This is a genomic window from Austwickia sp. (assembly GCA_016699675.1).
Lineage (GTDB): Bacteria > Actinomycetota > Actinomycetes > Actinomycetales > Dermatophilaceae > Austwickia.
This window is the reverse complement of sequence record CP064985.1, coordinates 3,733,778-3,757,875: the sequence shown is the minus strand read 5'-3', so window position 1 is coordinate 3,757,875 and position 24,098 is coordinate 3,733,778. Positions and strand designations below refer to the sequence as shown.

Here is a 24,098-nt window from a genome sequence, read left to right as displayed (position 1 = left end):
GCTCCGACCGGGGCCCTCAGTCCTCGAACGCCTCCGGTGGCGGGCAGGAACAGACCAGATTGCGGTCCCCGTAGGCACCGTCGATGCGCCGGACGGGCGGCCAGTACTTGCGCAGGGGATCCACCCCGAGGGGGTAGACGGCCGTGGCCCGGTCGTACTCCGCGGTCCAGTCCTGCACCAGACACGCGGCCGTGTGCGGGGCTCCCCGCAGCGCCGAGGCCGCCACCGGCCGGGCCCCGTCGGCGACCTCCTCGATCTCGGCACGGATCGCGATCATGGCGTCGCAGAACCGGTCCAGCTCGACCCGATCCTCGCTTTCGGTCGGCTCGACCATGAGGGTGCCTGCCACCGGAAAACTCATCGTCGGGGCGTGGAAGCCGTAGTCGATGAGCCGCTTGGCGACGTCGTCCACGGTCACGCCCGTGCGCTTGGTGATCTCGCGCAGGTCGAGGATGCACTCGTGGGCGACGAGCCCGCCGGGACCGGAGTAGAGGACGGGGTAGTGCTCGCGCAGGCGCGCGGCCACATAGTTGGCGTTCAGCACCGCGACCCTGGTCGCCTTGGTCAGGCCGGCATCGCCCATGAGCCGGATGTACGCCCAGCTGATCGGCAGCACCCCCATCGACCCGAACGGCGCGCCGGCGGCCGGGCCAGGGCTGGTGTCGGGGCCGGCGGTGGGGTCCAGCGGATGATTGGGCAGATACGGGGCGAGGTGCGCGCGGACACCGACGGGCCCCACGCCGGGACCTCCGCCACCGTGCGGGATCGCGAACGTCTTGTGCAGGTTGAGGTGGCTCGCGTCTCCCCCGAAGACGCCGGGCTTGGCCATGCCCACCAGCGCGTTCATGTTCGCGCCGTCGATGTAGACCTGACCCCCCGCCGCGTGCACCAGCTCGCAGAGTTCGGTGACCGTGTCCTCGTACACGCCGTGCGTCGACGGGTAGGTGATCATGACGGCGGCGAGGACCTCGCGGTGCGTGGTCACCTTCTCCCGCAGGTCCGCCATGTCGACGCTGCCGTCCAGGGCGGTCTTGACCACCACCACCCGCATCCCGGCCATCGCCGCGCTCGCGGCGTTGGTCCCATGCGCGCTGGCGGGGATGAGGCAGACGTCGCGCTGTTCGTCGCCGTTGGCCTCGTGGTAGCTGCGGATGGCGAGGAGCGCCGCGAGCTCCCCGGAGGCGCCGGAGTTGGGTTGGACGGTGACGGCGTCGTACCCCGTGATGCTCGCCAGCCAGGCCTGCAGCTCGGCGACGATGCGCCGGCTGCCCCGCGTCTGATCGCTGGGCGCGAAGGGGTGCAAGGCGGCGAACTCGGGCCAGGTAATAGCCTCCATCTCAACTGCAGCGTTAAGCTTCATCGTGCAGGAACCCAGCGGGATCATGCCCCGGTCGAGCGCGTAGTCGCGATCCGCCAGCTGGCGCAGATAGCGCATCATCTGGGTCTCGGAGTGGTACGTGTTGAAGACGTCCGCCGTCAGGAAGGCGCCGGTACGGCGGAGCGCCTCGGGCCACGCGGGCTCGTCAGCTGCGGCGCTCTCGGCCGGAGCCGCCACCCCGAAGGCCCGCAGCACGGCCTGGACGTCGGCGGACGTGGTGACCTCATCGAAGCTGAACGCCACGACGTCCTCCCCCGCGCGCCAAAGGTTGTAGCCGTCCTCGGCGGCCGCTGTCATCACCGCGTCGGCGCGGCCGGGCACCCGAACGGTCAGCCGATCGAAATAATGCTCGGCGGCCAGCTCGAATCCCGCGTCGGCCAGGGCCGCGGCGGCGGTCCGGGCGTGGCCATGAACCCGGCGCGCGATCCGGCGCAGACCGTCCGGACCGTGGTAGACGGCATACATCGCGGCGAGGACGGCGAGCAGCACCTGCGCCGTACAGATGTTGCTCGTGGCCTTCTCCCTGCGAATGTGCTGTTCGCGGGTTTGGAGTGCGAGGCGGTAGGCCCGCGCCCCGGAGGCGTCGACGCTGACGCCGACGAGGCGGCCCGGCATGGTGCGGGCGAGGGGTTCGCGCACCGCGAGGTATCCGGCGTGCGGTCCGCCACACGCCATCGGGACCCCGAAGCGCTGGGTCGTGCCGACGGCCACGTCGGCCCCCCAATCCCCCGGCGGGGTGAGCAGGGTCAACGCCAGGAGATCCGCGGCGGCCGTGACCAGCCCACCCTGCGCGTGCACGGCGTCTGCGAGCGGGCGCCAGTCCCGTACGGCGCCATCGGCGCTCGGGTACTGCACCACGGCGCCGAACACCGGCCGACCGCCCGCGAGCGCCGCCAGCGCGGCCTCGGAGTCGATGCGCGTCAGGTCGGCGACCAGGATCTCGAGGCGCAGGGGGACCGCCCGCGTGCGCATCACCGCGATCGTCTGCGGCAGGACCTGCTCGTCGATGACCAGCACCGCCTCCTTCGCGGCCTTCGTCGCCCGACGCATGAGGGTCATGGCCTCCGCCGCAGCGGTCGCCTCGTCGAGCAGCGAGGCGTTGGCGACGTCGAGGGCAGTCAGATCGGCGACCATCGTCTGGAAGTTCAGCAGGGCCTCGAGGCGGCCCTGGGAGATCTCGGGCTGATAGGGCGTGTACGCCGTGTACCAGGCCGGGTTCTGCAGGACGTTGCGCTGGATGACCGGGGGGATGACCGTGTGGTGATAGCCCAGGCCGATGAGGGAGGTCTTGAGCACGTTCTCGGCCGCGATGGCGCGCAGTTCGGCAAGCACGGCCTGCTCGCTCGCGGCGGGCTCGACGGGGAGGGGGTGGGGGTCTCGCAACCGCGCCGGCAGGGTGGCCTCGACGAGCGCCCCGAGGTCGGGCTGCCCCACGACCTGCAACATCGTGGCGATGTCCTCGTCCCGGGGACCGAGGTGGCGGGCGGCGAATTCGGGCAATGGGCTCGCGTGGGTCACTGGGCGCTCCTCGGGTCCGGGACCGCATCGGGCACGGTCCGGCGTGCTCTCCCCGCTTGTCACCCGGCGCGGCTCCAAGATGCCTAGTCACCCGGTCCTGGTGCCTGAGAGGTTCTGGGGATGCTTTGCCCCTTCGGCGCCCTGGCGAGAACTTCGACAGGGGCTCTCCCGCGCGACGTCGCGGCCACGTCAGGCTAGCACCGCCGACGCGTCGCCGAACCCCGCATGACCCGGATGCGCGGGAGCGAAATCAGCCGATCCGCCGCGCTCGCCGTCGCTGCGCCAACTGGTCGCCTTCGTCCGCCGGCAGGGCGTCGCCACCGTCGTCCAGGTGCTCGGTCGGCAGATGCGCGAGGTCGCCCTCGACCTCACGCCAGACACGTCCCACCGCGATACCGAAGACGCCCTGGCCGCCCTGCAGGAGGTCGATCACCTCGTCGCTGGACGTGCACTCGTAGACCGAGGCCCCGTCGCTCATCAACGTGATCTGCGCTAGGTCGTCGACCCCCCGTTCGCGCAGGTGCTCCACGGCGACGCGGATCTGCTGCAGGGAAACGCCCGTGTCGAGCAGGCGCTTGACCACCTTCAGGACCAGGACGTCGCGGAAGCTGTAGAGGCGCTGCGAGCCGGACCCGGCGGCCGTGCGAATCGACGGTTCCACGAGGTGCGTGCGCGCCCAGTAATCGAGCTGGCGGTAGGTGATGCCCGCCGCGCGCTGGGCCGTCGGGCCTCGGTAGCCAGCCGTCGCGTCGAGCTTGGGCAGGTCGTCGTCGAAGAGGACGCCCTGTGCGCCGCCGGTCCGACTCCCGCGACCGGCCTCCGCCTCGTTCGTAGGGCCCACGGCCCCTCCTTACCCACTCCGCCCGACCTGTCGGTCTTGGCTCGCGCCGCGGACCACCCGTGACGCTGTCACCCTGCGAGCCACACGCCCTTGTGGGCCACACTCTCCTGGAGGAACGTCAGACGCCCCCACCACGACCTGCGGTGATACTGCGACCGTACGAGGGGCGCACCGCCTCGTCAACGACCGTCGCGGCGACACGCCGACGCATGCATCTCACCGCCCTCTAGCTAACCTTCAAGTTGACCCTTAGGCCGCTATTCTGCGCGCCCCGGCGGGTCCGGAGCCCCCTCCGGGTGATCGAAGTCCTCGGCGGACACCTGATCCAGGAAGGCCCGGAAGCGCTCAACCTCGTCGTCTTCGTCGTCCGCCACGGCGATGCCGGCTTCCTCGATCAACGCCTCCACCGCACGGATCGGCGCTCCGGTGCGCAGCGCCAGCGCGATGCCGTCCGACGTCCGGGAGCTGACCTCGACGCCGTTGTCGAACACCAGCGTCGCGAAGAAGACGCCATCGCGCAGTTCGACGATGCGAACCTCCGCCAGCGAACGCCCGAGTGAGGCGATCACGTCGACCATGAGGTCGTGCGTCAGCGGCCGGGGCGGCACCACCCCTTGCTGGGCGTAGGCGATCGCCGCGGCTTCCGCCGCCCCCACCCAGATCGGCAGGTAACGATCGCCCTCCCGCTCGCGGAGAAGGACGATCGGCTGGTTCGTCGGCATCTCGACGCGGACGCCGAGGACATCGAGATCCTTCACCTTCTCTACAATACGTCCCCGGCCGCCCCGGCGACTGCGCGGAGGGGGCGCAAGCGCGCCCAGCGCCCCTCGGTGGTGACCCGCGAGCCCGCCCCACCCCAGCGATCGCCGCTACCGGTGGGCGAGGCCCGCCTTCACCAGGGCGGCGTGCAACCCCAAGCAGTGGTGCAACAGGTCGGCGCGCAAGTTCTCCGCGCGGTCGTCGTGCCGGCCCCGGGTATGCGCGAGCACCTGATCCGCGAGGCCGATCTCGCGGTCGGCCGCGGTCCGGAACGGACGAAGGTGGCGCGCCTCGATGCCGTACGACGCCAGCGCCGCGGCCGACGCGGCGATCGGCAGCGCGGAGGCGTCGAACAGCCCTTCCGCGTCGGGTCGGAGCAGCCCGTAGGTGACCAGCGCACCCAGCGTCTCCGCGGGGAGCCCGCTGCTGCGGGACACCTCGTCGGCCGTGAGCCGCAATGTCGACAGGTCGGTGAGGAAGAAGTCACTGGCCGGCACGTCCGTGTCTTCCGGGACGGTGGGCACGTGGGCCCGCGACTGCTGCGGCGGCGGTGCCTCCAGGCCGCGGTCCATGGCGTCGAGGGCGTCCCGAATGACCTTCAGGGGCCAGAACCGTTCGCGCTGCGCGGTCAGGATGTAGCGCAGCCGCTCGATGTCCTTTTCGCCGTACGCGCGATAACCCGAAGCGGTTCGCTCCGGTGCGACCAGACCCTCGGCCTCGAGGAACCGGATCTTGCTGATGCTGATGTCGGGGAAGTCGGGCTTGAGCCGGACGAGCACTCCGCCGATGGTGAGGCGACCGGCCGAGGAGGTGTCGGCCACGACTCAGCCGTCGTGTCGCGAGGCCGTGTAGAACACCAGGCGGAACTTGCCGATCTGCACCTCGTCCCCCGTCCGCAGACCGATGCGCTCGATCCGCTCGCGGTTGACATAGGTGCCGTTGAGCGAGCCCACGTCGCGCACCTGGAAGGCGTCGCCGTCCTGCTCGAACTGCGCGTGCTTGCGGGAGACGGTGACGTCGTCAAGGAAGATGTCGCTGTCGGGATGCCGGCCCACGGTGGTCAGCGGCGCGTCCAGAAGGAACCGAGCCCCCGCGTTCGGGCCGCGAAGGACCAGCAGGAGCGCCGTGCCGGGCCGGAGGGCGTCGATCGTGTCGTGGTCTTCGGTGGTCAGACCGCGGTCCAGCTCGACCTGGGCTTCGAGGTCCCCGAGTCCGGTGAAGCGCATCGTCGACGGGTCATGCCGGCGAGGGTCGTTCTCGCGGGGACGGTCGGTCACCGTCGGTCACCTTCTCTCAACGGGGCGTGACGATCACGCACGGCTACAGCGGTCGGTCGTGGCTCCAGCACCGAGCGCCCCGCAGTGAGCACGGTGCGCGGGTCCGGTCATGCTCAACACTCAGTGGAGGTCAAGGCTAACCGATGGTGTCGGTGCACTTCAGCTATGGTCCACGGGCCGACCGGCGCCGACCCCTCGCGGGGTGGTCGGCGCCGGCCGGCGCGAGGTCAGGTCAGTTGAGCCGTGTACGCGTCGGCGTCCATCAGGTCGTCCAGCTGAGCCGGGTCGGCCATCGTCATCTCGAACATCCAGCCCTCGCCGTAGGGGTCGGAGTTCACCAGCTCCGGCGTACCGTCGAGCGCGGCGTTCACGGCCGACACCTCCCCCGTGAGGGGGCTGTAGAGGTCGCTCACGGACTTGGTCGACTCGATCTCGCCGCAGGAGTCCCCCACCGTGACGGCGTCGCCGACCGTCGGCAGGTTGACGTAGACGACATCTCCGAGCGCATCCTGGGCGAAACTCGTGATCCCCACCCGGACGGTGTCCCCATTGCCCACGCGGACCCACTCGTGGTCGGACGTGTAGCGCAACTCCTGGGGATACTCCAGCTCGCTCATCTCGCTCCTTCAGGCGGTGATCTCCAGTGGCGGGCCCCGCCACCACGGTCGCGGAGCCGGCCCCGCCGGCACCGTCGAACCGCCTCCGAGACTAGGTGTGCCCCACCTGCCGTGCAACGAGTTCGGCCAATCCGACCGATCAGCGGACCTCGACCGATGGCTCGGACGGCGTGGCGAGCATTTCCCGTGCCTGGACGACGTACATCACCAGCGCGACCCAGTACAGCAGCAGCCCCCACGCCGCGAACGCCCAGGCGACCGGCAGCGCCCAGCCGCTCCACTCCGGTTGCCACTGGGCAAGCAGGAGCAACGGGAAGGCGTACAGCAGGTTGAACGTCGCCGCCTTGCCCACGAAATGCACCGGGAAGCCCCGGTAACCCACCTGGCGCACGCGGCGAACGAGGAGCGCGCCGATCACATCGCGCAGCACCAGCGCGGCCGCGAACCAGGGTGGGACGACGCCCCGGACGACCAGCCCGAACAGCGTGCTCACGATGTACAGCCGGTCCGCCAGCGGGTCGAGGACCTGGCCGAGTCGGGTCACGGTGTGGGTGCGCCGCGCGATCTGTCCGTCGAGGTAGTCCGTCGCCCCCGAGACGGCCAGCACCGCCAGCGCCGCGCCGTCCTCACCGGCCACGATCAGCCAGAGAAACAGCGGGACACTGAGGAGCCGGCCGAACGAGAGCACGTTGGGAATCGTCCACACGGCATCGGAGCGGGTCGGCTCCGGTTCCGTCCTTTCGGCCACGTCAGAAGCGTACGTCGTCGCGCGGTATCCCCGTACGCCGAGAGGGCGGGGCCCGAATCGGCCCCGCCCTCTCGATCGACCTGTCGGGACGACAGGATTTGAACCTGCGACCCCTTGACCCCCAGTCAAGTGCGCTACCAAACTGCGCCACGTCCCGGTCATCGACTTCGCCACGGCACCACATCAGAGCGGCGCTTGGCGAAGCGAGGACGAGATTACCGCACCCGGCCGGTGCCCGACGAATCCCCTCCCGCGGGCGTCAGGACTTGCGCCGACGCTTCTCGCGCACCCGGACGGAGATCTCCACCGGGGAGCCGACGAAGCCGAACTCCTCCCGCAGCCGCCGCTCCAGGAATCGCCGGTAGCCCGCCTCCAGGAAGCCGCTGGCGAAGACGACGAACCGCGGCGGGCGCGTCGCGGCCTGGGTGGCGAAGAGGATCCGGGGCTGCTTCCCGCCACGGACGGGGTGCGGATGCGCCGCCACCACCTCACCGAAGAAGGCGTTCAGCCGACCCGTGGGGATGCGGGTGTCCCAGGACTCCAGCGCCGTCTCCAGCGCCGGGACGAGTTTGTCCGTGTGCCGCCCGGTCCTGGCCGAGATGTTGACCCGCTGGGCCCACGGGACCTGCACGAACTCCCGCTCGATCTCCTTCTCCAGGTAGTAGCGCCGCTCCTCGTCGAGGGTGTCCCACTTGTTGTAGGCGATCACGAGCGCGCGCCCGGCGTCGATGACCTGCTGCACCACCCGGACGTCCTGTTCGGCGATCGATTCGCCGGCGTCGATGAGCACCACGGCGACCTCGGCCTTCTCCAGGGCCGTCTGCGTGCGCAGCGAGGCGTAGAAATCCGCGCCCCGGGTCAGGTGGACGCGGCGCCGGATGCCCGCCGTGTCGACGAACCGCCAGGTCTTGCCGCCGATCTGCACGTCCTCATCGACCGGGTCCCGGGTGGTGCCCGCCACCTCGTCGACGACCACGCGCTCTTCCCCCGCGAGCTTGTTGAGGAGGCTGGACTTGCCGACGTTGGGCCGCCCCACGAGCGCCACGCGACGAGGGCCCTCGCGGCGGTAGGCGCCGGAGACGGCGGACTTGTCGGGCAGCACCGCCAGCAGGGCGTCGAGGGCGTCGCCGGTGCCCCGGCCGTGCAGCGCCGAGACGGGGTACGGCTCCCCCAGCCCCAGGCTCCACAGGGCGGTCGCGTCGGCCTCGCCGCGCTGACCGTCGACCTTGTTGGCGATGAGCACGACCGGCTTGTGGGCGCGCCGCAGCAGCCGCACGACCGCCTCGTCCGTGTCGGTGGCGCCAACGACCGCGTCCACGACGAACAGCACGGCGTCGGCGAGCTCGATCGCGATCTCCGCCTGCTCCGCCACCCGCAGATGGATCCCGGAGGCGTCGATCTCCCACCCACCGGTGTCGACGAGGGTGAATCGCCGCCCCGCCCAGTCCGCGTCGTAGGCGACCCGGTCGCGGGTCACCCCCGGGACGTCCTCCACGACCGCCTCGCGCCGACCGATGATGCGGTTGACTAGGGTCGACTTGCCGACGTTGGGCCGACCGATGATGGCCACCACCGGTACGTCGACCACCTCGTCGCCCGCGCCCTCGGCGGCGCCCTCGCCGGCGAGCAGCGCGCGGTCTGCCTCGTCCAGCTCGAATTCATCCAGGCCGGCCAGCAGCGCGGCCGCGACCTGGTGGTCCTGGTCGCCCTGGTCGTCCCGGTGGTCCTGGTCGTCCTGCGAAGCCTCGAAGGCCTCGGCGGGGCCGGTCGGGTTGCTCACGTGCTCCTCGTTTCCCGCCTACTGGCGGTTCGGCGGACCTCCCATTGTGCCTGGTGTCCTCAGGCCGATCCCGCGGCGCCCTAGCGGACGTCCCTTGGTCCCGCGCTCTCGCGCCCGTTCGCGGGCTCGGCGTCCAGGGTGCGGCCCGCGGCCGCCGCGACCAGCGCCAAGACCGCGGCCACCGACTCGTCGACGTCGAGCGCGGACGTATCGAGCAGGGTGACCCCGTCCGCCGGCTGCAGGAACGTCGCGACCGTCGAGTCGTCGCGGTCGCGACGGACCACCTCGTCGCGCATCTGGTCGACCTGCGCCAGCCCCCCGTCGCCGTGGAGCTGCCGTGCCCGGCGCCGCAGCCGCGCGTCCTCGCTCGCCACCAGCAGCACCCGCACGTCCGCGTCGGGGGCGACGACGGTCGTGATGTCCCGTCCCTCGGCGACGATGCCGGCGCCGCGGGCGGCCTCCTGCACGTGGCGCCGTTGGCGGGCCACCAGCTCGGCGCGTACGTCGAGGTTGGTGGCCACCTGCGAGACCACCGTGGAGATCGCGCTCGTCCGGATGGCCTCGGCGATGTCGCGGCCGGCCACCAGGACGGCGGGCGACTCGGGGTCCGTGCCCATCTGCAGGGGCAGATCCCGGGCTGTAGCCGCCACCGCGACGGTGTCGGACAGGTCCACGCCCTGGTCGGCGCACCACCAGGCGAGGGCACGGTACATGGCTCCCGTGTCGAGGTAGGCCAGTCCCAGGCGCGCCGCGACCTGCCGGGACACGCTGGACTTCCCCGACCCCGAGGGGCCGTCGATCGCGACGACGAGGCCGGGGCCGAGCGGATCCCAGGACGCCGGCGGCCGGGGCGCGGGGGGACGAGGTGCGTCAGGCGAGGTCACGGTCCCCGAGCCTATCCGGCGGCCGTGGTGAGCCCGTCGCCGTGCACCGACCAGCCCAGCCCGCGGAGCACCTCGGCCAGGGGAGCCGCCGCGGCCGGGACGACGAAGACCTCGGCGACGCCCTTCTCCCGGCCGAGCTGATGCTCGATGCGCAGGTCCTCCATGTTGACCCCCGCGTTGCCGACGTCGGCGAGCAGCCTGGCTACCGTGCCCGGCTCGTCCGAGACGACCACCGTCACCACGCCGTACTGCGTCGGCGCGGCCCCGTGCTTTCCCGGGATGCGGGCCCGGCCCGACTGCCCCGCGGCGACGCACCGGGCGAGGACCGCGCGGGCACCCTCGGCGACCTCGGGATCCGCGGACAGCTCGCGCAGGGCCCCGACGACGGAACCCAGGTCCTCCTGCAGGGCCGCGAGGACGTCCGCGACCGCCCCGGCGTTGGCCGCGAGGATCTGGGTCCAGAGGGCGGGATCGCTGTCCGCGATCCGGGTCACGTCGCGGACGCCCTGCCCGGCGAGGCCGACCGCGTCGACCGGCAGGTCACGCAGCCGCGCCGCGACCAGGCTGGCGGCCACCTGCGGGGCGTGCGAGACGGCGGCGACCGCGAGGTCGTGCTCGTCCGGCGGCATGGCGATGGCCGCCGCACCCACCCGCTGCGCGAGCCAGGTCACCGCCTCGACGGCCTCGGCCGCCGAACCGGGATGCGCGCACACCACCCAGGGCCGCCCCTCGAACAGGTCGTCCCGGGCCGCCACCGCGCCGCTGCGCTCGCGGCCCGACATGGGATGGCCCCCGACGTACCGCGACAGCAGCCCCGCACCCGCACCCAGCCGCGCCGCCCGGCGGGCACACCCCGCGAGCACCGCCGACTTGACCGAGGCCACATCGGTGACCACGGCCTGCGGCCAGGCCAGCAACTCCTGGACGACCACGGCGGCGGCGACGTCCGGCGGGGCGGCGACGACCACGAGGTCCGGCTGGTCGTCTTCGCCGGCGACGCGGCCGGCGCCCAGGTCCCGGGCGAGGGCGACCGCTGTCGGCGAGGGATCGGCGAGCGTCACCTCGACGCCGGTCCGCCGCAGGGCCAGGCCGATGCTCGTCCCGATGAGACCGGTGCCGACGATGCGCACCCGGCGATTCCCAGAACGCACGCGGTCGCTCGAGGTCACAGCCCCGCCGCTTCGTAGAGCGCCGCGATCTCCTTGCCGTTGAGCGGCCGCAGCTTGCCCGGCTTGAGGTCCCCGATCCGCACCGGCCCCACGTTGGTCCGGGTCAGGCTCTCGACGGGGTGCCCGACGGCCTCCAGCAACCGCCGTACGACGTGCTTCTTGCCCTCGTGCAGCACGACCTCCACGATCGCTCGGCCGGGGACGGAGTCGATGAGGCGGAAGCCGTCGACCGCCACCGTGCCGTCCTCGAGCTCCACGCCCGCCCGCAGCGTCCGGCCGACGTCGTGCGCGACCGGCCCGGGGACCGTCGCGATGTAGGTCTTCGGGATGCCGTACGACGGGTGCTGCAGGCGATTCGCCAGTTCCCCATCGTTCGTGAGCAGCAGGAGGCCGTCCGTGTCGGTGTCCAGCCGACCGACGTGGAACAGTCGCTCCGGGCGGCCCTCCACGAGGTCGCCGACGCACGGGCGGCCCCGGTCGTCGCTCATCGTCGACACCACGCCCAGCGGCTTGTTGAGAGCCAGGTACACGCGGGTGGGGTCGAGGACGACCCGATCGCCGTCGACGCGGACGACCTGGCGGGCCGGATCCACGCGTACGCCGAGCTCGGTGACCCGATGCCCGTCGACCTCGACACGGCCGCCGGTGATGAGGGCCTCGCAGGCCCGCCGGCTGCCGATCCCGGCGCCCGCCAGCAGCTTCTGCAGCCGGATGCCGTCCGGGTCGTGGACGTCGACCTCGGGTGGCGGCGGCCCGCTGCGCCCCGCGGCCCCACGCGCACCAGCACCCGCGCCGGGCCCGGCCCGGCGCGCGCCGGGCCCGGGCTTGCGGGGGGTGTCCCCGGCCGCCCAGCCGGCTCGGCCGCCGGGGGCGGGCTTGCGTGGCACCGCCGGACGTGGGGCAGCGCCGCGCGAGGTCGCCCCGCGCGAGCTTGCGCCACTGCCCCGGGCGGCCTGGTCGCCCCCGCCCCACGAGTTCTCGCCCGCGGCGGCGCGTCCAGGGCCCCCGGAGCCGCGCGGCTGGGCGCCGCGGGGTTGGCTGGCGCGCCCTGCCGACGTACCGCCGGCGCCTCCCGATCCGGCGCGGCGAGGACGTCCGCCGTCGGGCGGACCCGCCCGGCGCACCCCACCCGCGCCGCGGGAACCGCCCGATCCGCCTGCGCCGCTTGACCCGCCTGACCTACGGCCGGCGCCGCCCATGCCACCCGACCGGCCGCCAGCGCCACCCGACCGACCGCCGGCCCCGCGCGGCCGCCCGCGGCCACCGTCGGAGCCACCCCGTCCCTGTCCCGTCATGCCCCACCTTCCCGTGCGATCTCCTCGATCAGGTCGGCGTCCGGCAAGTACGGCGCCAGTGCCGGCAGCTCGTCCAGCGAGCCGATGCCGAGCCGATCGAGCAAGTAGTCCGTCGTTCCGTAGAGGACGGCCCCGTGCTCGGGGTCCGTCCCGACCTCATGAATCAATCCGCGCGTCTGCAACGTCCGGACGACGCCATCGACGTTGACGCCGCGCACGGCGCCCACCCGGGCGCGCGAGACCGGCTGCCGGTACGCGACGACCGCGAGCGTCTCCAGCGCCGCCTGCGACAGCCGCGCCCGCTGCCCGTCGAGGACGAAGCGCTCGACGATCGGGGCGTAGTCGTGCCGAGAATAGAACCGCCAGCCGCCGCCGACGGGGCGCAGGGCGAAGCCGCGCCGGTCCCGGTCGTACTCCTCCGCGAGGTCCACCAGCAAGCGATGCACCTGGCCGTCCGGCAGGTCCAACACCCCGGCGAGGTCCTGCTCGCTCACCGGCTCCTCGACGACCATCAGCACGGCCTCCAGCGCCGCCCGGGGGCCGCCCGGCAGCGCCCACACGTCGACCTCCGGCGCTTCCTGCTCGGGGTCGAGCCCGCCGCTGGCCGGGTCGCCGTCGGTCGGCTCGCCGCCGCCCGCGGATTCCCGGGGGTCCTGGGCTCCCAGGTCGCCGTCGAGGCCGCTCAGATCCTCGTGGCCCCTTTGGTCACCGTCGGTCACGGCTCCTCCTGCTCCGCGGGCTCGTCGTACTCCTGCGCCAGCCGCTGCGCCAGCGCCTCGTCCGCACCGTCCGCGCCGGTCCACCGGACCGTGAGCGGGCCGAGGGACTCGGCCTGATCGAACGCCACGGAGCCGTCGCGGAACAGCTCGAGCACGACGAGGAAGCGGGCAACGATGACCAGGGTCGAGTCCGCGTCCTCGACCAGCTTGCGAAAGGCCAGCGCGCCGTGCGCCCGCAGGGCGCCCGTGACGAGGACGGACTGCTCGCGGACGCTCACCTTCGCGGCGTGCAGGTGCTCCAGCGCGACCGTCGGCGGCAGCTTGGGGATCATCGCCAGCGCGGCGATGCGCGCGAACCGGTCCGGATCGACGCCCAGGGTCAGCTCGGGCAACAGCCCGGCGAACCGTTCGTCGAGGCCGGCCTGGCGCGCGACGACCCGTCCCAGCGTGTCCATCCGTACGGCGAACGTGGCCGCGACCTCCTTGAAGGCCCGGTACTGCAGGAGTCGGGCAAACAGCAGGTCCCGCGCCTCGATGAGTTCGAGGTCCTCGTCGTCACCGTCCAGGCGGGGCAGCAGCCGGGCCGCCTTCAGGTCGAGGAGGGTGGCGGCCACGACGAGGAATTCGGTCGTCTCCGAGAGGTCCCAGTCGGCCCCCTCGCCCTGCTGGGCGCGCAGGTGCGCGATGAACTCGTCGGTGACGGCGGCCAGCGCGATCTCGGTGACGTCCAGCCGGTGCTTGCCGATGAGCCCCAGGAGGAGATCGAACGGGCCGTCGAACTGCTCCAGGTGAACCTCGAACGGCGCGGCGGGGGCCCGCCGGGTCAGCACGCCGCCCGGGGTCAGCGCCTCCTGCGGTGCGTCGGGGCCCAGGCCGCCATCCGGGTCGGCCTCGACAACGTCGCCGACGGCAGGAGCCTCGCCGATCAGGCCGCACCCCCGCGCGCGATCAGCTCGCGCGCGAGCTGCCGGTACGACTCCGCTGCGGCCGTGCCGGGGGCGTACGACGTGATCGGCTCGGCCGCGAGCGTCGCGTCGGGGAATTTCACCGTCCGGCTGATGACCGTGTGGAACACCAGGTCCTGGAAGTGGTCGACGACGCTGCGCACGACCTCGCGGCTGTGCAGGGTCCGCCCGTCGTACATCGTGGCGAGGATGCCGTCGACCTGCAGCCGCGGGTTCAACCGGTCGCAGACCTTCTCGATGGTCTCGACGAGCAGGGCGACGCCGCGCATGGCGAAGAACTCGCACTCCAGCGGGATGACGACGCCGTGCGCCGAGGTCAGCGCGTTGACCGTGAGCAGGCCCAGCGAGGGTTGGCAGTCGATGAGGACGACGTCGTACTCATCGAGGATCGGCCGCAGCGTTCGGGCGAGTACCATCTCCCTGGCCACCTCGCCGACGAGCTGCACCTCCGCGGCCGAGAGGTCGATGTTGGCCGGGACCACGTCGAGGTTCGGCACCCGCGTGTGCACGATCACGTCGTGGATGTCGTGGCCGCGCTCGACCAGCAGGTTGTAGACCGTGACGTCCAGGTCATGGGTGCGGATCCCGAGTCCCACCGAGAGTGCGCCCTGGGGGTCGAAGTCGACCAGCAGCACCTTGCGGCCCTGCTCGGCGAGCGCCGCCCCGAGGTTGATCGTCGTCGTGGTCTTGCCGACGCCCCCCTTCTGGTTGCACATCGCGATGACCCGGGCCGGGCCGTGCGAGGTCAGCGGTGCGGGGTCGGGGAAGCTCGGCATGGGACGGCCCGTCGGGCCCTGGGTGCCCAGGGCCGCCGACTCGGTGCCGGGGAGGTGCTCGTGCAGCAGGGCGCTGTCGGCGCCCACGTCGAGGTCGACTGCCTCGGAGCTCATGATCGCCCTCCAGTTGTGGGGGGACGCTCGGCTCACGCCGATCGTCACCCGCGAGGATATCAACGGCCGGAGGGCCGACGAATTCGCGTCAGCGGGCGCGCGGGTGGCTCTGCGCGTAGACCTCGCGCAGGTGCTGCACGGTGACCAGCGTGTAGATCTGCGTCGTCGCCACGGAGGCATGCCCGAGGAGCTCCTGAACGACGCGGACGTCCGCGCCGCCCTCGAGCATGTGCGTGGCGAACGAGTGCCGCAGCGTGTGCGGACTGACCGAGTTCTTCAGGCCGGCGCGCTCGGCGGCGCTCTGCAGGAGCGCCCACGCGCTCTGCCGCGACAACCGCCCGCCCCGCTGGTTGAGGAACACCGCCGCGCCGCCGCCGCCCGCGCCCTCCCGGGTGAGCTGGGGCCGGCCGCGGGCGAGGTAGGCCTGCAGGGCGTCGCGGGCGTACTGGCCCAGGGGCAGCACCCGCTCCTTGCCGCCCTTCCCCCGCAGCCGCACCGATCCCGCGTTGAGGTCGATGTCGTCGACGTCGAGACCGACCGCCTCACTGATGCGGGCGCCACAGCCGTACAGCAGCTCCAACAGCGCGCGGTCGCGCATGGCGACCGGGGTGTCACCGAGGCTCGCCGCCGCCAGGAGGCGGTTGACCTCGTCGGTGGTGATGGCCTTGGGCAGGCGCTGGACCGGACGCGGCGGGGCCACGTCGGCCCCGGGGTTGGTCGGGGTGATCTCCTCGGCGTGCAGGAATCGATGCAGACCCCGGACCGCGACCAGGCAGCGGGCCGACGAGGCGGCCGACAGGGGCACCCGGCCGTCGCCGCCGTCGCGCAGGTCCATGAGGAAGGCGCTGACGTCCTCCTGGGTCACCAGACGGATGTCGGCAATGCCGCGCCGGAGCAGGAACTCCTTGTAGCGGCGCAGGTCCCGGCCATAGGACAGCATGGTGTTGCGGGCCACCCCCTTCTCCACGCGCAAGTGGTCCAGCCACATGCGCATGGCGACATCGAGGTCCACCGGCTCGGCAGCAGTCATGTCAGGTCCCCCTCGGGATCACCGGCCCCCCGGCCAGTGAGTCGATCGTCCTACTCTCCACGAAATATGTCATGTCCCCTCCGTGCGGGCGGCACTCCTCCTGGAACGCGGCCCGCCGGCGCACGGGAAGTTCCACGGGACGCCGCCGTCGAGACCCATCCGCCGGTGCGTCGCAAGACCGGGAAATGGGCTTGCGGTCAACGAAATTCCGAGAAGCCCCGGAAACGGGCCAGCAGAGCGCGTCGATACATTCGGGACGTCCGGGAACGTTTGTGTGATCTCCATCACTTGAGAAGGGGTGTCGGTTGGGCCGCGTCGGGCGGACCTACCAGGCGCAGATCGAGCCCACCGGCCGCAGTTCCACCGCGATGCTCTGCGACGACAACGCGCCGCCGCCGCGTAGCGTGCCCCACAACGCCGCCCCGCCCGGACCGTACCCCCTGGGAGTTAGCCGTGATCTGGTATGCGCAGTCGCCGGCGCGACGATTCCGCCAACTGGCAGTGGACCTGGTGGTCCTCGCCTGGGTCGCGGGGTGCGTCGTCGTCGGCCGGATCGTGCACGGCGTGGTCATGCAGTTGGCCGCTCCGGCGTACGGGTTGCGCGACGCGTCCCTGCGCGTGGAGGACGGACTGACGCAGACGCGCGGTCGGCTCGGCGACGTCCCCGTCGTGGGCGACCGCCTCCGCAGCGCTCTGGAACCCCTGTCGGGAGCCAACGCCGACGTGACCCAGTCGGCCCTCGACTTCGTCGCCGCCGTCGAACGGGTGGCCCTCGTGGCCGGGCTCCTCACGGTGCTGCTGCCGCTCCTGACCGTCGTCGTGCCCTGGGCCTGGGTCCGGATCGGCTTCGCGCGCCGGGCCTCCAGTGCCCGGCGGCTCGCCGAGACGGCCGGTGATCTCGATCTGTTCGCCCTGCGCGCGCTCGCCCGGCAGCCCCTGCCGGTGCTGGCCCGGATCGACGCCGACCCTGCCGCGGCCTGGCGGCGTGGCGACACCGACGTCGTCCGGCGCCTGGCCGCCCTGGAGCTGGCCGCCGCGGGCGTGCGCGTTCCGGGGCCGCAGCGCTGACGTCCTGCCGGGCGCTGGACGGCTCTGGCGCCGAGGCGCCGGCCGCGCCGGCGTCCGCGTCGAGGCGCCGGCCGCGCCGGCGTCCGCGTCGAGGCGCCGGCCGCGCCGGCGTCCTCGGTCAGCCTGCGGGCACCACCCGCGGCCGCAGGTCCTCGGCCGGCGGCCGCCACTGCCCGGGGTCCGCCTCGACCTGCTCGCCACTGCGAATGTCCTTCACGGCGTGCGGGTGACTGACCCCCTCCGCGTCGGTCCATTCCGGGAACCACACGAACGGGATCCCGCGCCGGTCGGCGAACCGAATCTGCTTGCCGAACTTCGCCGCCGCCGGGGCCACCTCGCACGGGATGCCCCGCGAGCGCAGGGCCGCGGCCACCCGCATCGCTGCGGCGCGGTCGCTCTCGGCGGCGAGGGAGACGAGAACGGCGGCCGGGGTACGTCGGGTGGCCTGCAGCGTCGGCATCAGCTTGGCGACCAGGCGGGAGATGCCGATGGAGATGCCGACCCCCGGGTACGTCGTGCGGCCGTCGCTGGCCAACGCGTCGTACCGGCCCCCGGAGCAGATCGAGCCGTACGACTCGTGCCCGATGAGCTGCGTCTCGTAGACCGTGCCCGTGTAGTAGTCGAGCCCCCGCGCCACCTTGAGGTCGGCGACGAGGAGCCCTGGGGCGTGTTCCGCCGCGGCCGCCACCACGGCGCTGAGCTGCTCCAGCCCCTCCTCCAGGACGGGGTGGTCCACCCCGAGCGCGCGGACCCGGTCGGCGAAAGACACATCCGCGGCCGAGATCTCGGCCAGTGCGAGGCAGGCGGCCGCCTGCTCGGGGGTCCGGCCGGCCTCGATGAGCATCTCCGTGCACACCGCGGCGCCGACCTTGTCGATCTTGTCGACGATCCGCAGGACGGCGGTGATTTCCTCCGCCGGGATGCCCAGCCCCAGATAGAAGCCCTCCGGGATCTTGCGGTTGTTGACCTGAATCCGGAACGGGCCCATGGGGATCCGGGCGAACGCGTCGGCGATCACCAGCGGCAGTTCGACCTCGTAGTGGAAGGGCAACTCGCCGGCGTCGATGACGTCGATGTCGGCCTGGATGAACTCGCGGAAGCGCCCGTCCTGGGGTCGCTCCCCCCGCCAGACCTTTTGGATCTGGTAGCGCCGGAACGGGAACTGCAGCTTGCCGGCGTTCTCCAGCACGTACCGGGCGAACGGCACCGTGAGGTCGAAGTGCAGGCCGAGCTGATCCTCGGGCGCCGCACCGGAGCCGGAGTCGCCCCCGCGGTCATCGGCGCCCCGACCCGCCAGGCGCGTGACACCGTAGATCTCCTTGTCCGCGTCGCCGCCCTTGCCGAGCAGCCGCTCCACCGGCTCGACGGCCCGGGTCTCGATGCCCGCATAGCCGTGCAGCTCGAACGTCTCCCGCACCACGTCGAGCACGAGCTGCTCCACGATGCGCTCCTGCGGGAGCCACTCCGGGAATCCGGACAGCGGGGTGATCTTCTGCGTGCTCATGGCGTGCGGTTCCTTGATGTCGTGCGGGGTCAGTGGGGGGTGCGGGGTGCCGTGCGGCGTCGCGTTTCCGGGGCGGGCGGGGAGGGACGGCCGGTACGTCGGGAGCGGTGCCGCCTCAGAGGTGCTGCAGGAAGGGGTTCGTGACGCGCTCGCGGCCGATCGTGGTCGCGGGCCCATGGCCCGGCAGCACCAGCGTCTCGTCCGACTGGGTGAGCACGGTGTCGCGCAGGCTGGCGATCATGTCGGCGTCCGACCCGCCGGGCAGGTCCGTGCGGCCGATGCCGCCCTGGAAGAGCACGTCGCCGGCGACCAGGGTGTGCGACAGCCCGGAGTCGGTGCCGAGCTGCTCGGGCACGCCCGCCACGCGGAACATCGCGGAGCCCTCGGTGTGGCCCGGCGAGTGGATGGCGTGCAACGTCATCCCGGCCATCGCCAGGTCCACGCCCGAACCGAACTCCACCACGTCGTCCGGATCCTTCCAGGTGGCGGGCTTGCCGAACTGCTGGCCCAACATGAACAGCAGCTCGGGATCCACCTGCGCGAGGGCATCCGTGAGGCGGTAACGGTCCGCGCCGTGGATGTGCGCGGCCACCCCGTGGGCGCCGCAGACCGGCGTGACTGAATACGTGTGGTCGATGTGGCCGTGGGTGAGCAGGACCGCCGCCGGACGCAGCCGATATTCCGTCACCAGCTCCGCCACCCGGGACGCCACCCCGATGCCCGGGTCGACGATGACGCACTCCTCGCCGGCCGAGGGGGCGATGAGGAAGCAGTTCGTCCCGAAGGACGCGGCCTGAAATCCGATGACCAGCACGCCCCCACCCTAATGCGAGGCCCGCAGGCGCCGGCCCGCGGCACGACCGACCTGGTCGCTTACCCTCTCCCGAGATCCCTCGTGCATTGGTTAAGGTGTCAGGCACGCCACATTCGAGCCGCGCCCCCTGCCTGACCGGGGCCGGTGTCCCCCAGGAAGGCCCCGTCGTGTCCGAGCCGATCTCGCAGCCCGCCTCCGTCCAGGCACCCGACATCGAGGAACGGGCTCAGGCCCCAGCGGTCGACGGCGAGGAGGCGCAGCCCGTCGGCGGCGGCAGCGAGGCCGCCGAGCCCGTCGAGACGGTCGAGCAGGCCGAGACGGTCGGGCAGGCCGAGACGGGTGCAGCGGTCGAGACTGTCGAGCGGCCCGAGCCGGTTGAAGCAGTCGCGAAGGTCGAGCCGGTGGCACCAGAGGTTGTGCCCGTCGAGGGGTCTGCCGCGGCGGAGGACGACGAGGCGATGCAGATCGCGGCCCCCGACGCGTCCTCCCTGCCCCCGGAGCCAGACGTCGAGACTCCCGAGCAGGCCGACACCGCCGACCCGGCGCCCACGGCCGATTCACCCGACGTGCCGGTCCCGGCCAGCACGGAGGCTGCCGCAGCGCCCGACGTACCGGTCCCCGCCGCCGACGAAGCCGGCGCGGACGCCGGGGCGACCCCCGACGTACCGGTTCCCACGCCCGCGCCGGCACCCAAGCCCCCCGTGCCCTCCCCCGCCGCGCTCGCCCGGCATGCGCCGGTTCCGGCGCCCAGCCCGGCGTACGTCGCGGGCCGGCTGCACCCCGCCGTACCGGGGGTGCGCTCCTCGGAGTTCGGCCGGGTGGCCGAGGACGGGACGGTCTTCGTCAAGACCCCCGAGGGCGAGAAGGAGGTCGGCTCCTACCCGGGGGCGACGCCGGAGGAGGCGCTGGCGTACTTCACGCGCAAGTACACCGAGGTGGACGCCCAGGCGGACCTGCTGCTCCAGCGCGTCACCCAGACCGAGCTGTCGTCCAAGGAGGCCGCGGACGGCCTGGCGAAGCTGCGCGAGAGCACCAAAGACCTGCGCGCGGTGGGCGACCTGGTCGCGCTGGCGGCGAAGGTCGAGAACGTTGCGACGGCGCTGGAGGCCCGGCGTCAGGTCGAGTCGGCGGAACGGGCCCAGGCCCGCGAGGCGGCGAAGACCCGGCGCCAGGCGATCGTCGAGGCGGCGGAGAAGATCGCCGGGCAGCCCGAGGAGCGGATTCAGTGGAAGGCGAGCAGCACGCAGATGCGGCAACTGCTCGACGACTGGAAGGCCGCCCAGAAGGACGGCCCGAAGCTCGACCGCGAGACCGAGCAGTCCCTCTGGCATCGCCTCTCGAGCGCACGCAACGGCTTCGACAAGCTCCGGCGGGTGCACTTCGCCCAGCTCGGCAACGCCCAGTCCGCCGCGAAGGCGGCGAAGGAGGAACTGGTCGAAGAGGCCGAGCGCCTCGCGCAGAGCACCGAATGGGGCTCGACCGCGGGGGCGTTCAAACGGCTCATGGACCGGTGGCGGCAGGCGGGCCGGGCCTCCCGCGGCGACGATGACGCGCTGTGGACGCGGTTCAAGGCGGCCCAGGACAGCTTCTTCGCGGCCAAGGACCAGGTGGTGGCCGCGGAGAACGAGGAGTACTCCGAGAACCTCAAGGTCAAGGAGGACCTGCTGAAGCAGGCCCAGGCGCTGCTTCCGATCAAGGACCTCGAGGCGGCGAAGGCCGGCCTGCGGCAGATCCAGGACAAGTGGGACGCGGCGGGCAAGGTCCCCCGCGCCGACATGGACCGGATCGAGAAGAGCATGCGCCGCGTCGAGGCGGCGGTCCGCGACGCCGAGGACCGCAAGTGGCACCGGTCCAACCCCGAGGTCGCCGCCCGAGCCCAGAGCCTGGTGACGCAGCTGGAGGCGGCGTGCGAGGGGCTGCGCGCCGACCTCGCCAAGGCCGAGGCCAGCGGGGACGCGAAGAAGATCGGGAAGGCCAAGGAGGCCCTGGAGGCCCGCGAGGCGTGGCTGGCCCAGGCCCGCAGCGGCCTGGCCGAATTCACCTCGTAGCCCTCCGGCCACCCGGTCACCGCCGCGCCTCAGGCGCCCCTGAGATCACCAGAGGCGTCCACCCGCGGCTCATTTCCGTCACCATGGTTGCGAAAAACACCCGCCGGAGAGCCTGCGGGGTGGCGGTTGCCGTTAGCTCTGGCCGTGGCGCTTAGCTTTGGCGGTTGCCGCCGCTGATCCGGAAGACGTCGTAGACGCCGTCGATGCGGCGGACCGCCTTGATCACGTGGTCCAGGTGGCTCGGGTCGCCCATCTCGAACGTGAACCGCAGGCTGGCCACCCGATCGCGCGACGTCTGCGCGGTCGCGGAGAGGATGTTGACGTGGTGGTCGGCGAGCACCCGCGTGACGTCCGAGAGCAGCCCGCTGCGGTCCAGCGTCTCCACCTGGATCGCAACGAGGAACAGGCTGCCCGACGACGGGGACCATTCCACGTCGATGAGCCGCTCGGGCTGCTCCTTGAGGGTCTCGGCGTTCGTGCAGTCGCTGCGGTGCACGGAGACGCCGCTGCCCCGGGTGACGAAGCCGATGATCGGGTCGCCGGGGACGGGCATGCAGCAGCGGGCCAGCTTGGCCCAGACGTCCGAGGCGCCCACCACGACGACCCCCGGATCGGTCGGCTGCTTGCGCATCCGCCCGCGGCCGGGGATGGTCGCCTCGGCCAGGTCCTCGCTCGCCCCGTCGGCCCCGCCATGCGAGGCAACCACCTTCTCGACGATGCTGGCCGCCGAGACGTGCCCCTCCCCCACGGCGGCGAAGAGGCTGTCGATGTCGGCGTACCGCAGCTGCTGCACGACCGCATTCATCGTCTCGCCGCCCATGAGCCGCTGCAGCGGCAGGTTCTGCTTGCGCAGCGCCTTGGCGATGGCGTCGCGGCCGGAGTCGATGGCCTCCTCGCGGCGCTCCTTGCTGAACCATTGCCGGATCTTGTTCCGGGCGCGCGGGCTGCGCACGAACAGCAGCCAGTCGCGCGACGGGCCGGCGCCGTCGGCCTTGCTGGTCAGGACCTCGACGATGTCGCCGTTCTCGAGCACCGACTCCAGCGGGACCAGCCTCCCGTTGACGCGGGCGCCGATGCAGAAGTGGCCGACCTCGGTGTGCACGGCGTACGCGAAGTCCACCGGCGTCGATCCGGCGGGCAACGCGATCACCCCGCCCTTCGGGGTGAAGACGTAGACCTCGCGGGTGTTGATCTCGAACCGCAACGACTCCAGGAACTCCCCCGGGTCCGCGGTCTCCCGCTGCCAGTCGAGGAGCTGCCGCAGCCACGCCATGTCGGTCGTGTCGTCCCGCGACCGCGCCCCGGAGGACTTGCTGCCGTCCTCCTTGTACTTCCAGTGCGCCGCGATGCCGTATTCCGCGCGCCGGTGCATCGTGTGGGTGCGGATCTGGATCTCGACGGGCTTGCCGCCCGGCCCCACGACCGTCGTGTGCAACGACTGGTACATGTTGAACTTGGGCATCGCGATGTAGTCCTTGAACCGCCCCGGCATCGGCTTCCACCGGGCGTGCATCGCGCCGAGCGCCGCGTAGCAGTCCCGCACCGACTCCACGAGGACGCGCACCGCGACCAGGTCGTAGATGTCCTCGAAGTCGCGACCCCGCACGATCATCTTCTGGTAGACGGAGTAGTAGTGCTTCGGGCGCCCGGAGACCACCGCGGTGATCCGGGCCGCCTTGAGGTCGTCGCTGACCTGCTCCTTGACCTGCGTAAGGTATTCGTCGCGCGCCGGCGCCCGCTCGGCGACCATGCGGACGATCTCCTCGTACACCCGCGGATAGAGCGTGGCGAAGCTGAGGTCCTCGAGCTCCCACTTGATCGTGTTCATGCCCAGCCGGTGGGCCAGCGGGGCGTAGATCTCCAGCGTCTCCTTGGCCTTCTTCTCCGCCGAGGTCGCGGACACGTACTTCCATGTTCGGGCGTTGTGCAGCCGGTCGGCCAGCTTGATGACCAGCACCCGGATGTCGCGCGCCATCGCGACGACCATCTTGCGGACGGTCTCGGACTGCGCCGCCTCCCCGTAGCGCACCTTCTCCAGCTTGGTCACCCCGTCGACGAGCATCGCGATCTCGTCGCCGAAGTCGCGGCGTAGCTGGTCCAACGAGTACGTCGTGTCCTCGACCGTGTCGTGCAGCAGCGCGGCGGCGAGGGTCGGCGGGGTCATGCCCAGCTCCGCGAGGATCAGGGTCACGGCCAGCGGGTGCGTGATGTAGGGGTCGCCGCTCTTGCGGACCTGACCCTCGTGGGCCTTCTCCGCGACCTGGTAGGCGCGCTCCAGGATGCTCACGTCGGCGCGGGGGTGGGTCTGCTTCACGACCCGGAGCAGCGGTTCCAGGGCGGGATTGGCCTGGTGCCGCGGGCCGCCGAACCGGGCCAGGCGGGCCCTGACCCGCGAGGAGGAGCCCGAGCTGGTCGGCTCGGGCCGCAGGACGCCGACCGGCGCGGGCGCCCCGGGTTGCGACGGGGTCGGCGCCGGCGCCGCGAGGCTGCCCGCGGCGTCGCGCGTGCCCTGCTCCCGCCCCCGGCCGCGGCCCTTGCCGCCGTCGCGCTGGCGCTCCCGCCCCGGCGCCGGGTCCGGCGTCGCAACCGGTGCCACAGCCGGTGCGGGAAGGGTCACCGCCGCCGCTCCACCCGGTGTCGGCCCATCGGCGGCCAGGGAGTCCGCGGCACTTACGGAGTCGGCGCCCGCCGCGTCCGCGGTGTCGTCGCCGTCGAGGTCGGGTTCGGGGAGAACACCCCGCCGTGCCTCGGCGGGCCCGCCGGCTGGCGTCGCACCGACCGCGTCAACCTCCGC

The 24,098-nt window shown here is 72.3% G+C and carries 20 protein-coding genes, 1 tRNA gene and 1 riboswitch; of the genes, 2 read left to right on the top strand and 19 right to left on the bottom strand.

Going from position 1 to position 24,098, the window contains the following annotated elements; all coding sequences use genetic code 11:
* Positions 1 to 16 precede the first annotated feature (16 nt).
* From gcvP to xerD, 16 genes are all read right to left on the bottom strand, one after another.
* Positions 17 to 2,896: an aminomethyl-transferring glycine dehydrogenase gene (gene gcvP, locus IPK37_17155; protein ID QQS00529.1), complete on the bottom strand. Its 2,880-nt coding sequence runs from the start codon at positions 2,894 to 2,896 to the stop codon at positions 17 to 19.
* An 82-nt stretch (positions 2,897 to 2,978) separates the two neighbouring features.
* A riboswitch (glycine riboswitch) is annotated at positions 2,979 to 3,077 on the bottom strand.
* 69 nt (positions 3,078 to 3,146) lie between these two features.
* Positions 3,147 to 3,737: a MerR family transcriptional regulator gene (locus IPK37_17150; protein QQS00528.1), complete on the bottom strand. Its 591-nt coding sequence runs from the start codon at positions 3,735 to 3,737 to the stop codon at positions 3,147 to 3,149.
* Positions 3,738 to 3,994: 257 nt separating this feature from the next.
* On the bottom strand, positions 3,995 to 4,495 hold the full coding sequence (locus IPK37_17145; GenBank protein QQS00527.1) for a bifunctional nuclease family protein: 501 nt from the start codon (positions 4,493 to 4,495) through the stop codon (positions 3,995 to 3,997).
* 111 nt (positions 4,496 to 4,606) lie between these two features.
* Positions 4,607 to 5,317 (bottom strand): MerR family transcriptional regulator, encoded by a 711-nt coding sequence (locus tag IPK37_17140; protein QQS00526.1) that lies wholly within the window; start codon positions 5,315 to 5,317, stop codon positions 4,607 to 4,609.
* Between the two features lie 3 nt (positions 5,318 to 5,320).
* Positions 5,321 to 5,722 (bottom strand): FHA domain-containing protein, encoded by a 402-nt coding sequence (locus IPK37_17135; GenBank protein ID QQS02971.1) that lies wholly within the window; start codon positions 5,720 to 5,722, stop codon positions 5,321 to 5,323.
* 278 nt (positions 5,723 to 6,000) lie between these two features.
* On the bottom strand, positions 6,001 to 6,390 hold the full coding sequence (gene gcvH / locus IPK37_17130; protein QQS00525.1) for a glycine cleavage system protein GcvH: 390 nt from the start codon (positions 6,388 to 6,390) through the stop codon (positions 6,001 to 6,003).
* Positions 6,391 to 6,529: 139 nt separating this feature from the next.
* Positions 6,530 to 7,138, bottom strand: a complete 609-nt coding sequence (locus tag IPK37_17125) for a CDP-alcohol phosphatidyltransferase family protein (protein ID QQS00524.1) — start codon at positions 7,136 to 7,138, stop codon at positions 6,530 to 6,532.
* Between the two features lie 83 nt (positions 7,139 to 7,221).
* Positions 7,222 to 7,295 (bottom strand) — tRNA-Pro (locus IPK37_17120).
* A gap of 102 nt (positions 7,296 to 7,397) precedes the next feature.
* On the bottom strand, positions 7,398 to 8,918 hold the full coding sequence (gene der, locus IPK37_17115) for a ribosome biogenesis GTPase Der (protein QQS00523.1): 1,521 nt from the start codon (positions 8,916 to 8,918) through the stop codon (positions 7,398 to 7,400).
* An 80-nt stretch (positions 8,919 to 8,998) separates the two neighbouring features.
* Positions 8,999 to 9,802: a (d)CMP kinase gene (gene cmk, locus IPK37_17110; protein QQS00522.1), complete on the bottom strand. Its 804-nt coding sequence runs from the start codon at positions 9,800 to 9,802 to the stop codon at positions 8,999 to 9,001.
* An 11-nt stretch (positions 9,803 to 9,813) separates the two neighbouring features.
* Positions 9,814 to 10,932 (bottom strand): prephenate dehydrogenase, encoded by a 1,119-nt coding sequence (locus IPK37_17105; GenBank protein QQS00521.1) that lies wholly within the window; start codon positions 10,930 to 10,932, stop codon positions 9,814 to 9,816.
* Between the two features lie 35 nt (positions 10,933 to 10,967).
* The gene (locus IPK37_17100) at positions 10,968 to 11,858 is read right to left on the bottom strand and encodes an rRNA pseudouridine synthase (protein QQS00520.1); all 891 of its coding nucleotides are present in this window, start codon (positions 11,856 to 11,858) and stop codon (positions 10,968 to 10,970) included.
* A gap of 404 nt (positions 11,859 to 12,262) precedes the next feature.
* On the bottom strand, positions 12,263 to 12,778 hold the full coding sequence (gene scpB, locus IPK37_17095) for an SMC-Scp complex subunit ScpB (protein QQS02970.1): 516 nt from the start codon (positions 12,776 to 12,778) through the stop codon (positions 12,263 to 12,265).
* A gap of 203 nt (positions 12,779 to 12,981) precedes the next feature.
* Positions 12,982 to 13,815 carry a segregation/condensation protein A gene (locus IPK37_17090; protein ID QQS00519.1) on the bottom strand — a complete coding sequence of 278 codons (834 nt, stop codon included), beginning with the start codon at positions 13,813 to 13,815 and terminating at the stop codon, positions 12,982 to 12,984.
* A gap of 95 nt (positions 13,816 to 13,910) precedes the next feature.
* The gene (locus IPK37_17085; GenBank protein QQS00518.1) at positions 13,911 to 14,840 is read right to left on the bottom strand and encodes a ParA family protein; all 930 of its coding nucleotides are present in this window, start codon (positions 14,838 to 14,840) and stop codon (positions 13,911 to 13,913) included.
* A gap of 88 nt (positions 14,841 to 14,928) precedes the next feature.
* The gene (gene xerD, locus IPK37_17080) at positions 14,929 to 15,870 is read right to left on the bottom strand and encodes a site-specific tyrosine recombinase XerD (protein QQS00517.1); all 942 of its coding nucleotides are present in this window, start codon (positions 15,868 to 15,870) and stop codon (positions 14,929 to 14,931) included.
* 453 nt (positions 15,871 to 16,323) lie between these two features.
* Here xerD and IPK37_17075 point away from each other — a divergent pair, with 453 nt between their 5' ends.
* The gene (locus IPK37_17075) at positions 16,324 to 16,938 is read left to right on the top strand and encodes a hypothetical protein (protein QQS00516.1); all 615 of its coding nucleotides are present in this window, start codon (positions 16,324 to 16,326) and stop codon (positions 16,936 to 16,938) included.
* A gap of 118 nt (positions 16,939 to 17,056) precedes the next feature.
* Here IPK37_17075 and IPK37_17070 read toward each other — a convergent pair whose 3' ends face one another.
* Together IPK37_17070 and IPK37_17065 are read right to left on the bottom strand one after the other, a co-directional pair.
* Entirely contained in the window at positions 17,057 to 18,442 is a 1,386-nt protein-coding gene (locus tag IPK37_17070; protein QQS00515.1) for a histidine--tRNA ligase, read from the bottom strand.
* A gap of 115 nt (positions 18,443 to 18,557) precedes the next feature.
* A complete protein-coding gene (locus tag IPK37_17065; GenBank protein ID QQS00514.1) occupies positions 18,558 to 19,256 on the bottom strand; it encodes an MBL fold metallo-hydrolase in 699 nt (232 codons plus the stop codon).
* A gap of 701 nt (positions 19,257 to 19,957) precedes the next feature.
* Between IPK37_17065 and IPK37_17060 the strand changes: the two genes are divergently transcribed.
* Complete coding sequence (locus IPK37_17060) at positions 19,958 to 21,304, top strand: DUF349 domain-containing protein (GenBank protein QQS02969.1); 1,347 nt, start codon at positions 19,958 to 19,960, stop codon at positions 21,302 to 21,304.
* A 151-nt stretch (positions 21,305 to 21,455) separates the two neighbouring features.
* Here the strand turns inward: IPK37_17060 and IPK37_17055 are convergent, their stop codons facing one another.
* A complete protein-coding gene (locus IPK37_17055; protein QQS02968.1) occupies positions 21,456 to 23,732 on the bottom strand; it encodes a bifunctional (p)ppGpp synthetase/guanosine-3',5'-bis(diphosphate) 3'-pyrophosphohydrolase in 2,277 nt (758 codons plus the stop codon).
* Positions 23,733 to 24,098: the final 366 nt, after the last annotated feature.

Excerpts from the sequence above, each read along its gene's own strand:
- scpB (QQS02970.1), bottom strand. The coding sequence starts at position 12,778 with ATGGTCGTCGAGGAGCCGGTGAGCGAGCAGGACCTCGCCGGGGTGTTG.
- IPK37_17135 (QQS02971.1), bottom strand. The coding sequence starts at position 5,722 with ATGCGCTTCACCGGACTCGGGGACCTCGAAGCCCAGGTCGAGCTGGAC.
- IPK37_17070 (QQS00515.1), bottom strand. The coding sequence starts at position 18,442 with ATGAGCACGCAGAAGATCACCCCGCTGTCCGGATTCCCGGAGTGGCTC.
- IPK37_17085 (QQS00518.1), bottom strand. The coding sequence starts at position 14,840 with ATGAGCTCCGAGGCAGTCGACCTCGACGTGGGCGCCGACAGCGCCCTG.
- xerD (QQS00517.1), bottom strand. The coding sequence starts at position 15,870 with ATGACTGCTGCCGAGCCGGTGGACCTCGATGTCGCCATGCGCATGTGG.
- gcvH (QQS00525.1), bottom strand. The coding sequence starts at position 6,390 with ATGAGCGAGCTGGAGTATCCCCAGGAGTTGCGCTACACGTCCGACCAC.